Raw genomic sequence first — 15,427 nt, 5'->3', positions numbered from 1 at the left:
TAAGAATGAATTAGGATTGTGACAAATTTAAAAGGTCGTATATTTGCATCTGGCAAGTCCTACACGACCAGCTCCTGTAGAATCCCCCAGGGCGGGAACGCAGCAAGGGTATACGGTCGTAGCGGTGCGATGTAGGTAGCTTGCCTTTTTTTGTTCCCTGAACTCAGCTATCATGGATAAAAAAATTGTACTCATCACTGGTGGTTCTTCTGGCATTGGCAAGTCCATTGGAACATTTCTGACTTCAAAGGGCTATGTGGTGTACGGCACTACCAGAACCCCAAAAAATTATCCCGATTTTAATGCTTTTGAATTGGTCCAGTTGGATGTTAAGGATGTCGAAAGTATCCAAAAAGCGGTTTCCCATGTTATTTTAAAAGAAGGACGCTTGGATGTGTTGATCAACAATGCAGGAATGGGCATTACCGGTCCCATTGAAGAAACGCCCCATGAAGAAATCCTGAATGTTTTTGAGACCAATTTATACGGTCCCGTACACATGATGAAGGCCGTTTTGCCGCAAATGCGCAAACAGGGTGGGGGAGCCATTGTGAACATTACCTCCATTGCAGGCTATATGGGATTGCCCTTCCGTGGATTTTACTCGGCCACCAAAGGTGCGTTGGGCATCATCACCGAAGCCATTAGGATGGAAACCAAAGATTTTGGCGTAACGGTAACCAATGTGGCTCCTGGCGATTTCGCCACCAATATTGCGGCAGGAAGGTACCATGCCCCGGTTTTGGACGGATCGCCCTATGAGGATAAATACGCTCAGACCATTGATGCCATCAACAACGATGTGGACAGTGGGGGAGACCCCATAAAAGTGGCTGAGGCCGTATACAGGATCATCAACCAAAAACGACCCAAAGTACACAATCCGGTCGGGGCTTTTTTACAAAAGTTTTCCCTTAACTTAAAGAAAATATTACCAGATAAAGTCTACGAAAAACTATTGATCAACCATTATAAGTTGTAATTTTACACTTGTCAGTACTAATCAAATCGAAAATAAATAAGAATGAAGTTTTTTATCGATACCGCAAATCTAGATCAGATTAAAGAGGCCCAGGAACTGGGGGTTTTGGATGGTGTTACCACCAATCCCTCATTAATGGCCAAAGAAGGCATTACAGGAAAGGACAATATTTTAAAACACTATGTGGACATCTGCAACATTGTTGATGGGGACGTTTCCGCCGAGGTTGTCGGCACGGAGTTCGATGTCATGGTAAAGGAAGGCGAGGAATTGGCCGAATTGCACGAACAGATAGTGGTAAAGGTGCCCATGATCAGAGATGGTGTAAAGGCATTGAAATATTTTTCGGATAAAGGCATCCGTACCAACTGCACCCTGGTGTTTTCTCCAGGACAGGCCTTATTGGCCGCCAAGGCTGGCGCCACCTATGTTTCCCCATTTTTGGGACGTTTGGACGACATCTCCACAGATGGACTCAATCTTATCTCAGAAATCAGGTTGATTTATGACAACTATGGATTTGAGACCCAAATCTTGGCCGCTTCCATCCGACATACGATGCACGTGATCGATTGTGCCAAAATAGGCGCTGATGTCATGACGGGTCCATTGTCATCCATTGAAGGGTTGCTGAATCATCCACTTACGGATATTGGATTGGAAAAATTCTTGGCAGATTATCGAAAGGGAAATTCCTAAGAAAAAAAGGCAAGAAACAAAATAAGAAAGACCCTGAAAATTAAGTTTTCGGGGTTTTTTGTTTACAGGGAGGTGTAGAGGTCTGCAAAGGCATCAACAATGACCGTATCCTTGGTAATGACACATTTGTTGATCTTGTCAATGATCATGGCCATTTGGATCTCCTTAAAATTTTCACCGTGGAACTGGTTGTTCTTGTCCAACTTGTATTCTTCCACAAGAACTTTCCATTGCGGGTAGCTCGTTTTAAGGCTGATACCTACAAAATTATAGTGGGGATGCTTCTTTTTCAGTTCAGCCACATGCAGCGTTACATCTCTAAAATGCTTTTTTTGGGTAGCCGTCCAAAAGTAGATGACAGTGTTCTTTTTTCTGCCCACAATTTCTTTTAGGGAAATGTTTTGGTTGTCCGCATCCTTCAAATTAAAATCGGGAAGGACATTATTGGGTTGTAAGTGCTTGATCCCTTTGTAAAGCTGGTCTATCTCCTCTTTGTGCTCTTCATTGGAGGATAGTGTATGGAACTTATCAATAAAGACTTGGCATTCTTGGCTGGGGTTGTGCTCTTTCAACAAATAGTCCACAGCAATGTTCCTAAATAGGATGTCCCTGATTTCTTTTTCTGCCACCAAACTGTCTACCAGATAAAGTTTGTGCTTGTTGAAATGAAGACGGTCACTTACCGCCTCTTGGTCACCACCACAATCCTTTAAACAGGTCATGTAGGAGATGTTCCCAAAATGCCATTTCATAAAATCAAAATAGGGCCTAAAATAGGTAAGGTCCCTATTGTTGAGGTCTATATTTTTCCTATAGCCATAAAAAGAACCTGTAAGATCGTGTATGGTCTCCTCACCGGTTTTCCGTTTATGATAAAATGGATATTTTTCCTTTGAAATGTAACTGTTGTAATCAATGGAAGCCTTGGCCATGTTCAGGGCGCGGTCAGATAGTTGGTTGTCCGCCACCAATTCATTCAGGTGATTGATTTTTATGGCTCTGAGCGAATCTATTTTTTTGCTGAACGAATCCGGGTCAAGAGCATAATAGCTGTAGATCTGCGGTTCCTCATTTTCGTAGGTCAGGAACATTTCAACCAAAAAGTTGTTCACTTCGCTCCCTTTGCCGGAAAAGACCAGGGATTCGTCAAACTCAACGGTATTCAAACGCGCCAAAAGGCTATCGCCTTCCTGTAGATAGATGTATTGGAGTTCGGGAGCATGGTCAAAATGATAAAGTCCCTCATCAATTCCTTGAAGCGTAAAGGAAAAACGGTTATTGTCATCCAGCTTTACCGAGTCTATATAAGCATCGTCCCGGTACAGTACAACATAGTCGCTGGTAGGATTGACAATCTCACCGCCAAAGAAAACGGAAGCACATTCTCCGCTTTTATTTGAACAACCCAAAGTTGACAATACGATGAGACCGAGTAGAATTCTAACCATATAGGGAACCATACATTTATCAAACAAAATTAAGGATACCTGTTAGCTGAGCTTGTTAATGGGTAGTTAAATGTTGTAAAACTGTGTTTTTGTGACGTTTAATTAAGTGCTCTTAAATTGGAATTACGGATAGGTTTTAGCTACTTTTGCAAAAAAATAATAGTTGCATGTTATCAGTATCCAATTTATCCGTACAGTTTGGAAAACGCATATTGTTCGATGAGGTAAACGTTACCTTTACCGATGGAAATTGCTATGGTATCATTGGGGCCAATGGTGCGGGAAAATCCACATTTTTAAAGGTATTGTCAGGACAGCAGGACCCTACTTCGGGGCATGTGCACCTAGAGCCCGGCAAACGGATGTCCATATTGGAACAAAACCACAATGCGTATGATGAATTCACCGTATTGGAGTCCGTGGTCATGGGCAACAAACCCCTCTACAAGATCAAAAAGCAAATAGACGCCCTTTATGCCGACTATACGGATGAGAATGCGGAAAAAATTGGGGAACTTCAGGTGGAGTTTGAGGAAATGAACGGCTGGAATGCCGATAGCGATGCAGCGGCACTATTGTCAAACTTGGGCATTACCGAAGATTTGCATTATACCACCATGGCCGACATGGATTCCAAACTAAAGGTACGGGTGTTGTTGGCCCAGGCCTTGTTCGGAAACCCCGATGTGTTGATCATGGATGAGCCTACCAACGATTTGGACTACGAAACCATCAATTGGCTGGAAAATTTCTTGGCGAATTACGAAAACACCGTAATTGTGGTTTCCCACGACAGGCACTTTTTGGATGCCGTTTGTACCAGCATAGCTGATATCGATTTTGGAAAAATCAATCTGTATTCCGGAAACTATACATTTTGGTACGAAAGCAGCCAACTGGCAGCACGCCAACGGGCCCAACAGAACAAAAAGGCAGAGGAAAAGGCCAAAGAACTCAATGAGTTCATTCAACGGTTTAGTGCAAACGTGGCCAAGAGCAAACAGGCCACTTCCCGAAAAAAGATGTTGGACAAACTAAAGGTGGAAGATATAAAACCATCCAGCAGAAGATACCCGGCCATCATTTTTGACCGTGAACGCGAAGCGGGGGACCAAATCCTGAATGTGGAAAAACTTTCCGCCACTTCTGAAGATGGCGATGTCTTGTTCCAGAATGTGAACATCAACCTGGCAAAAGGGGACAAGGTGGCCATTCTGTCCAAAGACTCCAGAGCCACTACGGCGTTTTATGATATCATTGCAGGAAAGACAAAGGCCGATTCAGGTTCTTACCAGTGGGGGGTGACCACAACCCAATCCTATTTGCCTGCGGACAATTCCGATTTTTTTAAAGAAGACATCAATTTGGTGGACTGGCTGCGCCAGTGGGCCAAGACCGAGGAGGAGCGTGAGGAAGTTTACATCCGTGGATTCTTGGGGAAAATGTTGTTCAGTGGGGAAGAGGCCCTAAAAAAATGCACCGTGCTTTCTGGAGGGGAAAAGGTTCGCTGTATGTTGAGCCGCATGATGATGCTTCGGGCCAACGTGCTGCTATTGGATGAGCCCACCAATCACTTGGACTTGGAAAGCATTACCGCCTTCAACAATTCCTTGAAAAACTTTAAGGGTACGGTACTTTTGACCACACACGATCACGAATTTGTGCATACTGTTGCCAATAGAATCATTGAACTGACCCCAAAAGGCACCATTGACCGTTACTTGACCTTTGACGACTATATGTCTGACAAGTCCATCAAAGAGCAACGGGAAAAGATGTACGCCGTTACGGTCTAGGCATTAAAATACTTGCTGTTCCAAATGGCGGGGTTAAAGTTCTTGCCCAATGCAAATCCGTAGAAAATAACCACGGAAGCCATACATTTGAACATAAAAAAGAAGATAATCCAAAACTCGGCAGTGGTGTTGTTTTTTGAAAACAATCCATCGGGCACCATGAGCGTCACCAAATAACTCAGCAGCACCACAAGAAGGGTGAGGTTGACAATATTTTTAAAGGGCCATGCCAGAAGCTTTCGAAATGGGTGCAGGTCGTTGCCCCACTTGTGGACCAAATAAAAATAGTCGTTGCCGATGGGCGCAAAGAGTAGGGGGTCGTCCTTGTCCTCCAGCTTGAAGAGTTTGGAGGGCGCCATGATTTTATACCCCTTTATTTCTGTGTTATGCGAAGCCTCCAATTGTTTTATTTTGGATAGGGCACTTTGTGGAATCTTTCCTTTAAAATAAGAACTGTCCAAAAAACGGAGTCTGTAGTCAATACAGATTTCCTTGATTTGGTCGATATGGAAGATTTTATCCGTGTCCAAAAGGTCAAAAACAAAATCATTGGAGCTTGATGTGGTTTTTGAGGCGAGTTCTTTGGAAATTTTCGCATCCTTCAAGGCATCTTTCCGGAGGATTTCCTGGACTTCATTCAAAATTTGCGCTTCTTTTTTCTGCTTGCCCCTGATTTTTTGGAGCTTATGCTCAATGTCCGTTCCTTTTAAAATCATACCTGTTTTCTTAGCAATTCATTCAAAGTTAATGAATTGAACCATTGATTGGGAACGAGTCTTGGAAAAACACAACGTTAACATTTCGTTAAATCAAATTTGGGGTCAAAAAAATGCCCTTTTTTCTCTTAAAAAAATGTATCTTATCGAAGTTTTTGGTAGTTAATCGTAAAACTATACTAATTAAATAGCCCCAAACTTGAAAACCAACCCATGAAAGCCCCCCTTCCAAACCTTCTGCTAGGTCTTTGCTTGGCCCTTAGCGTATCTGCTTTTGCACAAAATACCGACTCCTTTGCTTCAAACACCAACGGGCTAGACCACCTAAAAACCATTTTTGCTGCCGTTGAGGCCACTCAGTTGGATGATATTCTGGCCAACTCAGGACCATTTACCATCTTTGCGCCTTCGGATGCTGCTTTTGAGCGATTTTCAAATGAAAAAATGACTCAGTTGATCAATTCCAAGGACAAAAGTGAGTTGAAATCATTGGTTGCCTACCATATCGTTGCGGGTCACTTGACCGCTTCCCGAATTCTTAGGGCCATGTGCCGAGGCAATGGGAAAGCCAGTTTCACCACCATTCAGGGGAAAAAATTATTGGCCCACATGGATGGGTATGATATTGTTTTGACCGATCCCATGGGCAATACAGCTCGGATTACCACTGCGGATGGCAACCTCAAAAACGGGGTCATTCATGAAATTGATAGCGTGATTCTTCCCACACAAATGTAGACTTCTAGCGTAGTTCTGCTCCCAATTCTTTTTGGTACTGGGCCAACAGTTTGCCCATAATCTTATCGATTTGCTTGTCGGTCAAGGTCTTTTTTTCATCCATAAGCGTAAAACTCACGGCATAGGATTTTTTACCTTCGGGTAGGTTTTTGCCCGTGTATACATCAAACAAATTCACCTTTCTCAAGAGCTTTTTTTCAGTGTTCCAAGCAATGTCGTACACTTTTTGGAATGAGGCCGATTCATCCAACAACAGCGCAAAATCCCGAGTTACCTCCGGGAATTTTGGAATATCCTGGAAAACTACGTTTTGGGTGCTCACCAATGACAAAATGGAATCCCAATGGAAATCGGCGAACAAAACGTCTTGCTTTATATCAAACTTCTTTAAAATGGTCTTGTTGACCAATCCGTAAGAAGCCAATACCTTACCATCCTTGCTGCAAGACAGTCCTTCCGCATAAACAGAATCTGAATGAGGCTTTGTTTCAATGTCCTTCAGTCCCAATCGTTCAAACAGGGTCTCAACGATACCTTTAAGGAAAAAGAAATCGGTTTTCTTTGAGGGCACAGCCCAACTATCATCCGTGCGGTCTCCCGAAACGAAAAGGGATAAATGTCGCTTCTCAAGGTTTTCCCCATCAGCTTTATGGTAGGTTTTGCCAAATTCAAAGAATTTGAGATTGGTTTTCTGTCTATTGTGGTTGAAACTTACCGTTTGCAATCCAGAAAGCAACATGGAAGTCCGCAGGACCGAAAGATCGGCACTAAGTGGATTCAACATCTTTACAGCTTCATCTTCGCTGCCAATCCCTTCGGTTTCCGAAGCAACCAAGCTATTGGTCATAATCTCATAAAAACCTTGGGCTGCCAACATATTGCCTACCACATCCTGTATTTTATGGTTTTCAAATCGGGATGTTTTGGCAATGGAAGCGTTCAACTTCTCCTTGTAATCAATGTTGTTGTAGCCATACACCCTCAATATTTCCTCAATCACATCCACTTCGCGGGTCACGTCCACGCGGTACGTAGGTATGGTCAGTCCAAGACCGGATTCCGTTACGTTGTTTATCCTGATTTCCAAAGAAGATAATATGGACTTAATGGTATCCCTTGGAATTTCTTGCCCGATCAAGGAATTGATTTTGTCAAAGGTCAAGAACACCTGTCGTTCCTGTGGTTTTTTGGGATAGAGATCAACCAATTCTGAACTGATATACCCTCCTGCAATCTCACGAATCAATAATGCGGCCCTTTTCAAGGCATATTCGGTCATGTTGATGTCAATACCCCGTTCAAAACGGAATGATGCATCAGTGTTCAGACCATGTCGTTTTGCTGTTTTTCGGATGGAAACCGGGTCAAAATAGGCGCTCTCCAAGAAAATGGCCGAAGTATGCTCTGTTACTCCTGAATGAATTCCTCCGAAAACCCCGGCAATGCACATGGGTTTTTCCGTGTCACAGATCATAAGGTCATCCTCATGAAGTTCACGATCCACTTCATCCAAGGTTTTAAACTTGGTGCCAGCCGGAAGGGTTTTTACCTCAATTTTATTGCCCTTTATTTTTGAGGCATCAAAAGCATGCAGGGGTTGTCCCAGTTCATGGAGCACATAATTGGTCACATCCACCACATTGTTTTTAGGGGACAGGCCAATGGCTTTCAAGCGATTCTTCAACCAATCTGGGGAATCCTGCACGATAAGGTTGCTGATGGTAACGCCACAATATCTTGGGGCAAGCTTGCTGTCCTTTACCTCCACATCAATTTTCAACGATCGGTTGTCAATGGAAAAGTTGCTGGTGGACGGGGTCACCAATTCTTTTTGTATCTCTTTTTGTTCCAGACCGGCCTTGAGGTCACGGGCCACTCCGAAATGGCTCATGGCATCAGCACGATTGGGGGTGAGTCCAATTTCAAAAACCTCGTCGTTCTCAATTTCAAAGACTTTGGAGCAGGGGGTTCCGGGTTCCAGGGCCTCGTTCAGCACCATGATGCCATCATGACTGTTGCCCAGTCCAAGTTCATCCTCCGCGCAGATCATGCCTTGGCTTTCCTCACCTCGAATCTTTCCTTTTTTAATTTGCCAAGCTTCCCCTTCCTTGGTGTAAAGTGTGGTGCCAATGGTGGCCACGGGAACCTTTTGACCAGCCGCAACGTTAGGAGCCCCACAAACAATCTGCAAAGGGGTTTCCTGGCCCACATCAACGGTGGTCAATTTTAAGCGATCCGCGTTGGGGTGCTGTTCACAGGTCAGAACATGCCCAACCACGATTCCCTTCAATCCACCTTTCACGGATTCAAAACTGGAAATGCCCTCAACCTCAAGTCCCAGATCGGTCAACAATTCCCCGGTTTTCTGTGAGTCCCAATCAATCTGCAAAAACTGCTTCAGCCAGTTGTAAGAAATCTTCATACCCCAATTTTAGAATCGACAAATATAAAACAATGGGTGGACAGATTCAACGTAAATAGCGTCCATAAGTCGAATGGAGTTGTAAGTTTCGGATTGTATTTGCTACATTTAGGAAAAATCTTTCAGGTAATGAGGAGAATTTGTGTGCTGTTACTTGCTGTTGCACTGTTGATTGCGTCTTGTGAAAAGGAGGAGAAAAAGTTGGCCTTGGGGGATTGGTTGGCTAAAATGGAGGTTTCCGATTCGCAAAAGTTACCGTTCAATTTTACACTTTCCTTGGATGAAGATGGGGAGTACGTGATGAAAATGTACAATGCCGAAGAGGAAATCACGGTGGATGAAATTACCATTGATGGAGACTCCCTCCATATACGAATGCCTATTTTTGATGGGCACTTTACCGGCACGTTTACAGAGACCGGGATGCAAGGAAATTTTATTGAGGAGAGCAAGGAGCGAAGTGTTCCTTTTAGTGCAGTTCATGGCAAGAAAGATCGTTTTGAGGTAACTGAGGATGCCACCGTAAACATTTCTGGAATTTGGGAAACCTATTTTGATATCAACACCCAAAATGAATATCCGGCCAAAGGCATATTTATGCAAAATGGCAATAAGCTTAAAGGTACTTTTAGAACAAAAACAGGGGATTATCGCTATTTGGATGGTGTGGTCACCGGGGATAGCATGAAGCTTTCCGCTTTTGATGGCTCCCACGTATATCTGTTCATGGCGCAAGTGACCGATAGTACTTTGGATGGCACATTTTATTCGGGCAGGCATGCCGTTCAAGAGTTTTTAGGTGCCCGAAATGAAGCCTTTGAACTTCCAGACGCCGACTCATTGACTTATCTTCGGGAAGGATATGACAAATTTGATTTTTCCTTTCCCGACCCTTCCGGGAAAATGGTAAGTCTTTCAGACCCACAATTTAAGGATAAAGTGGTTTTGGTTCAGATTATGGGGACGTGGTGCACCAATTGCTTGGACGAAACCCGATTTTATGTGGATTTTATGGAGAAAAATCCAGATTTGAATCTGGAACTGGTGGCATTGGCCTTTGAATATGCAAAGACCCAAGAAAAAGCGTTTGAAGGCATTTCCCGACTCAAAGACAGGACCGGTGCGGATTACCCCATTCTTTTGGCGCAATACGGTACGTCCAACAAACAAAAAGCCAATGAAAAGCTACCCATGTTGAACCATATTTTATCCTATCCCACAACCATTTATATCGATAAAAACGGAGAGGTAAAGAAGATACACACAGGCTTTAACGGCCCAGCAACGGGTGAAAAGTATGAGCAGTTTAAAAAACAGTTTGCGGAGACAATCCAAGAACTGACCCGTGGGGAAAGCTAGTTCGGGGTTATTGGGTTCGTTGGTTATTTTGTTATTGGGTTATTCAGTTATTCAGTTACTGGGTTACTGGGTTACTGGGTTACTGGGTTACTGCATACTGAATTACTGAGTTACTGGAAGTCGGAAGTCGCCTGCCCGCCGCAGGCAGGGAAGTCGGGAGTCGCCTGCCCGCCGCAGGCGGGGAAGTCGGGAGTCGGGAGTTTGGACTTGTGCTTTTACTTGATGGACGGTTTCTAGTCTCTATTCTCTAGTTTCATGTTTCTTGTCTCTTGTAATAGGTTATTCAGTTATTTTGTTACTGTGTTATTTGAACTTGATACTTGGGCTTGAATTTGCTCTTGTAATGTGTTATTCAGTTATTCTGTTACTGAGTTACTGTGTTATTGCCTGCCCGCCGCAGGCGGGGAAGTCGGGAGTCGCCTGCCCGCCGCAGGCGGGGAAGTCAGGAGTCGGGAGTTTGGACTTGAACTTTTACTTTTGGTTGACGGAGGGTATCTAGTCTCTAGTTTCTAGTTTCTTGTAATGGGTTACTAGGTTATTTTGTTACTGTGTTATTGGGATTTGGGATTTGGGATTTGGTGCTTGAAACTTGCGCCATGCTTACTGCCCACTGTTTATTGTTTCCTGACACGGATTTCACGAATGCACACGAAGCTAGTTGGAACTTTCTCTTGTCTCTTGCTCTTGATGTTGTCAGGTCGAGTGTTGCAAACGGAGTTTGGAATGTATCGAGACCTGCTTTGGCGGTATGCAAAAAATAGATTAGCTACGCTGAATCTTTGATTTCTAGATACCTGCCGCCTTTAGGCAGGAATTTTCACGAAGGCTTGTTTGTTCATAACTCATAACTCTTATCTCTTATCTCTTGTCTCTTTTCTCTTGTCTGAATAAACCAAAAACACCGGAAGACAAAATCTCCCGGTGTTCTTTATAGATAAATAGGTATTTGGGCGGCCTTTGGCCGTATTGATCAATTGCAATTGACAGAGCCTTCATCGCTAATGTACCAGCCTTCGGTCGTTAGATAGATTCTGCCACCGCTCTCATCATCACAATATTGAAGCCCATCTGCACCCAACCCAATATTTGAGGGGCCATTATTGTTGAGCACATAGTTTGCCCATCCCGTCAATGTATTGGTATAGTTCTCAGAGCTAAGCCCTGAATAACTCAACATAAATAACATATTGGAAACACTGCCGATGTTCCATGCCCCAAGATTTGCGTTGAAAGAGGGGGCACTATCAAACATACTTTCCATATCAGTGACATTGCTTACATCCCAGCCACTGAGGTCCCCGTTGAAGATATCGGCAGATAGGAACATATGGCTCATATCGGTGACACTTCCTGTGTTCCAACCGCTGATGTCCCCGTTAAAAGCATCGGCATCTTGGAACATACCATTCATAGTGGTGACATTGCCTACCTTCCAGCTGCTGAGGTCCCCGTTAAAGGCAGTGGCACCCTTGAACATAAATCTCATATCAGTGACATTGCTCACATCCCAGCCACTGAGGTCCCCGTTGAAGGCACCAGCATTATAGAACATATAACTCATATTGGTGACACTGCTCACATTCCAGCCACTGAGGTCCCCGTTGAAGCTATCAGCATAAGAAAACATATAACTCATATTGGTGACATTGCTCACATCCCAGTCACTAAGGTCCCCGTTGAAGGCTTCGGCACCACTGAACATCCCAATCATATCGATCACCTGGGAGAGATCTGGTACGTCCGTGGCGTTGTACACCATGTTCCCACAATCTTTGAAGGCTGTATACATGGTGGTCCACGGGTTGGTGCCCCATTGCTCTATGCTTGCCAATTTAAGTGCGTCAGCTTGAATGACAAGGCCACCATTAAAATCCATAGATATTGCAGGAAAGATGCCCTTTATGGCCACGGTATGGGTGCCCGGATCGGCGTACTCATGCTGCGCGGCGACGGTGCCATCGGTGATGTCCTCCACCGTGCCATCGCCCCAGTCTATGGTATAGTCGTAGGTAAGGGCAGCATCCACCCCGATCTTAATGGTCTCATTGCTTACCGTGGTCACCCATGTGGTGACAAAGGAGGCGGGATCCTCGGCCAAGGTTTCGTAGACATTGGTCACGGTGATGGTGATCTCTGCGGAGACAGGGTCGTTTACACCGTCGGTCACCGCAACGGTAATGGTGTGCCCTTCGGCAGTCTCAAAGTCCAGGGTCTTGCCCTCGGCAAGGCTCAGCTCGCCCGAGGATGCGTCGATCTCAAAAATATCGTCGTCGTTCACACTTATGGAGAAGGTAAGGGCATCCTGTTCCGGGTCGGTGGCCGCAACGGTGCCGATCACATCGGTGTCGGCAATGTCCTCCGCCGCCTCAAAGCTCTGGGCCTCGATCACGGGGGGCTGGTTCTGTGCAACGACCTCCGTTACCTTTATGGTGACATCGGCCTTTGCGGTGGCCTTTCCGTCGCTCACGCTCACGCTGAGCACATGCTGTTTTTTGGTGTCAAAGTCCAGTGTCTTGCCGGTGGCCAGGCTCAGGGCTCCGGCATTGGTGATCTCGAACAGGTCGCCGCTGTTGGTGGCGATGCTGAAGGTGAGCTTGTCACCCTTGTCGGCATCACTGGCGGTGACCGTTCCGATGATGGTTGCATCGGATATGTTCTCTACGGCATTGAAGGTCTGCGCCTTGATCACGGGTGCGGTGTTCGGCGGGGTACTTGGCCCATCGTCCTTGCTACATGAAATTACAAGGCCCAAAGCGAGAAGGGCCAGGAAAAACAATTTTTTTTGTGACATAATTTCTAAAGTTTTATCATTAAAACCACAATTTCCCAAAACCCGGGCAAACTTTTCGGTGCGATCTGACGGATGGCGTTTTTGGGTTGATGTAGGCCGCTTTTGTATTGTTACTGCCTGCCTGCCGTAGGCAGGGGTTATTCAGTTATTCAGTTATTTTGTTATTGGTTATTCAGTTATTGGAAGTCGGAAGTCGGAAGTCGCCTGCCCGCCGCAGGCGGGGAAGTCGGGAGTTTGAACTTGTACTTTTACTTGATGGACGGTATCTAGTTTCTTGACTCTTGTTTCTTGTAATGGGTTACTAGGTTATTTTGTTACTGTGTTATTGGGATTTGGGATTTGGTGCTTGAAACTTGCGCCATGCTTACTGCCTACTGTTTATTGTTTCCTGACACGAATTTCACGAATGCACACGAAGCTAGCTGGAACTTGCTCTTGCTCTTGATTTTGTCAGGTCGAGTGTTGCAAACGTAGTTTGGAATGTATCGAGACCTGCTTTGGCGGTATGCAAAAAATCGATTAGCTACGCTGAATCTTTGATTTCTCGATACCTGCCGCCTTTAGGCAGGAATTTTCACGAAGGCTTGTTTGTTCTTAACTCATAATTCATAACACATAACTCTTGATTCTTGTCTCTTGTCTCTTGTCTCTTGTAATGGGTTACTAGGTTATTTTGTTACTGTGTTATTGGGATTTGGGATTTGGTGCTTGAAACTTGCGCCATGCTTACTGCCCACTGTTTATTGTTTCCTGACACGAATTTCACGAATGCACACGAAGCTAGCTGGAACTTGCTCTTGCTCTTGATTTTGTCAGGTCGAGTGTTGCAAACGCAGTTTGGAATGTATCGAGACCTGCTTTGGCGGTATGCAAAAAATCGATTAGCTACGCTGAATCTTTGATTTCTCGATACCTGCTGCCTTTAGGCAGGAATTTTCACGAAGGCTTGTTTGTTCTTGACTCTTACACTTAACTCATAACTCATAACTCATAACTCTTGATTCTTGATTCTTGATTCTTGTCTCTTGTCTCTTGTAATGGGTTATTCAGTTATTTTGTTACTGAGTTACTGAGTTACTGAGTTACTGAGTTACTGAGTTACTGCCCACTGTTTATTGTTTCCTGACACGAATTTCACGAATGCACACGATGCTAGCTGGAACTTGTCTCGTCTCTTTTCTCTTTTCTCTCCTCTCCTATCTGAATAAACCAAAAAACACCGGAAGACAAAATCTCCCGGCGTTCTTTATAGATAAGTAGGTAATTGGGCCTTGGCCTAAATGCTCAATCAGGGATAGGGATCAAGGACAGGTTTGATCGGGACCAGCGTCATCGATATACCAACCATACACCACTGCAAGGACAGAACGTTTGTTCGAGGCACTATTGCAGTATAGAAGTCCAGATGCGCCCAAGGTGATGATATCTACGGGGGCACCGTTTGCTTCTACATAATCGTGCCAGCCCACCAGTGTAGCGGAATAGTTTGTCGAGCTAAGCCCCGATCCTTCCAACATACCAGTCATATCGATGACATTGCCGATCTTCCATGCTCCAAGATTACTGTTGAAAACATCGGCTTGATAGAACATTTCTCTCATACTGGTTACATTGCTTACATCCCAACCACTGAGGTCCGCATTGAAGGAAACGGCATAATTGAACATACCACTCATGTTGGTGACATTGCTTACATTCCAACTGCTGAGACCAGTTCCTTCAAAGGCATCGGCATCAGCGAACATATTACTCATATTGGTGACATTACTTACATCCCAGTCACTAAGGTCCCCGTTGAAGGCACTGGCATCATCGAACATAAAACTCATATCGGTGACCTTGCTCACATCCCAACCGCTGATGTCCCCGTTGAAGGTGCTGACACCAATGAACAAACCACTCATATTGGTCACTTGGGAGAGGTCCGGCTCGTCCGTGGCATTGTACACCATATTCCCACAACTTGCGAAGGCATTGTTCATGCTGGCCCAAGGGTTGGTGCCCCATTGCTCTATGCTTGCCAATTTATCCCGGTCTGCATTAACGAGATTGCCATTGTTCATCCGTATTGCCGGAAAAGTGCCTATTATGGCCACGGTATAAGTGCCCACCTCGGCGTACTCGTGCTGGGGGTCGTTGCTGTCGGTGATGTCCTCCACCGTGCCATCTCCCCAGTCTATGGTATAGTCGTAGTCATCATAGTCCGGATCCACCCCGATCTTAATGGTCTCATTGTTGGCCGTGGTCACCCATGTTGTGACAAAGGAGGCGGGATCCTCGGCCAGGCTCTCGTAGACATTGGTCACGGTGATGGTGATCTCTGCGGAGACAGGGTCGTTTACACCGTCGGTCACCGCAACGGTAATGGTGTGCCCTTCGTCGGTCTCAAAGTCCAGGGCCTTGCCCTCTGCAAGGCTCAGCTCGCCATTGGCGGTGATCTCAAACAGATCGTTGTCGTTTGTGCTTATGGAAAAGG

General features: G+C 45.0%; 10 protein-coding genes and 1 other RNA gene. 6 read left to right on the top strand and 5 right to left on the bottom strand.

Annotation, left to right across the window (positions count from 1 at the left end; translation table 11 throughout):
* Window positions 1-50: 50 nt before the first annotated feature.
* The 3 genes from ffs to fsa all read left to right on the top strand — a co-directional run bounded on the left by ffs (window position 51) and on the right by fsa (window position 1,681).
* An RNA gene (gene ffs / locus A7D14_RS07225) (signal recognition particle sRNA small type) lies at window positions 51-149 on the top strand.
* Between the two features lie 23 nt (window positions 150-172).
* Window positions 173-982 (top strand): SDR family oxidoreductase, encoded by an 810-nt coding sequence (locus A7D14_RS07220; protein WP_067032106.1) that lies wholly within the window; start codon window positions 173-175, stop codon window positions 980-982.
* Between the two features lie 42 nt (window positions 983-1,024).
* Entirely contained in the window at window positions 1,025-1,681 is a 657-nt protein-coding gene (gene fsa, locus A7D14_RS07215) for a fructose-6-phosphate aldolase (protein WP_067032103.1), read from the top strand.
* Between the two features lie 62 nt (window positions 1,682-1,743).
* On the opposite strand, the gene A7D14_RS07210 is transcribed toward fsa, so the two are convergent.
* Window positions 1,744-3,129 (bottom strand): peroxiredoxin family protein, encoded by a 1,386-nt coding sequence (locus A7D14_RS07210; protein ID WP_067032141.1) that lies wholly within the window; start codon window positions 3,127-3,129, stop codon window positions 1,744-1,746.
* Window positions 3,130-3,296: 167 nt separating this feature from the next.
* Here A7D14_RS07210 and A7D14_RS07205 point away from each other — a divergent pair, with 167 nt between their 5' ends.
* Window positions 3,297-4,925, top strand: a complete 1,629-nt coding sequence (locus tag A7D14_RS07205) for an ABC-F family ATP-binding cassette domain-containing protein (protein WP_067032101.1) — start codon at window positions 3,297-3,299, stop codon at window positions 4,923-4,925.
* Here the strand turns inward: A7D14_RS07205 and A7D14_RS07200 are convergent.
* A complete protein-coding gene (locus tag A7D14_RS07200; RefSeq protein WP_067032098.1) occupies window positions 4,922-5,641 on the bottom strand; it encodes a hypothetical protein in 720 nt (239 codons plus the stop codon). The genes A7D14_RS07205 and A7D14_RS07200 overlap by 4 nt on opposite strands.
* Before the next feature lie 213 nt (window positions 5,642-5,854).
* Here A7D14_RS07200 and A7D14_RS07195 point away from each other — a divergent pair, with 213 nt between their 5' ends.
* A complete protein-coding gene (locus A7D14_RS07195) occupies window positions 5,855-6,379 on the top strand; it encodes a fasciclin domain-containing protein (protein WP_067032095.1) in 525 nt (174 codons plus the stop codon).
* Window positions 6,380-6,383: 4 nt separating this feature from the next.
* Here the strand turns inward: A7D14_RS07195 and pheT are convergent, their stop codons facing one another.
* Window positions 6,384-8,801, bottom strand: a complete 2,418-nt coding sequence (pheT, locus tag A7D14_RS07190; RefSeq protein ID WP_067032092.1) for a phenylalanine--tRNA ligase subunit beta — start codon at window positions 8,799-8,801, stop codon at window positions 6,384-6,386.
* A 129-nt stretch (window positions 8,802-8,930) separates the two neighbouring features.
* Here pheT and A7D14_RS07185 point away from each other — a divergent pair, with 129 nt between their 5' ends.
* Window positions 8,931-10,160 (top strand): peroxiredoxin family protein, encoded by a 1,230-nt coding sequence (locus tag A7D14_RS07185; protein ID WP_067032089.1) that lies wholly within the window; start codon window positions 8,931-8,933, stop codon window positions 10,158-10,160.
* A 970-nt stretch (window positions 10,161-11,130) separates the two neighbouring features.
* Here the strand turns inward: A7D14_RS07185 and A7D14_RS07180 are convergent.
* Together A7D14_RS07180 and A7D14_RS07175 are read right to left on the bottom strand one after the other, a co-directional pair.
* Window positions 11,131-12,951 carry a BspA family leucine-rich repeat surface protein gene (locus tag A7D14_RS07180; protein WP_067032086.1) on the bottom strand — a complete coding sequence of 607 codons (1,821 nt, stop codon included), beginning with the start codon at window positions 12,949-12,951 and terminating at the stop codon, window positions 11,131-11,133.
* A 1,301-nt stretch (window positions 12,952-14,252) separates the two neighbouring features.
* The coding region (locus tag A7D14_RS07175) for a BspA family leucine-rich repeat surface protein (RefSeq protein ID WP_141673277.1) at window positions 14,253-15,427 on the bottom strand (1,175 nt) is incomplete at its 5' end.

This window comes from Allomuricauda sp. CP2A (assembly GCF_001683915.1).
Taxonomy (GTDB): Bacteria; Bacteroidota; Bacteroidia; order Flavobacteriales; family Flavobacteriaceae; genus Flagellimonas.
Note: the sequence above shows the minus strand (reverse complement) of the source record. Positions and strands in the feature narration are given on the sequence as shown.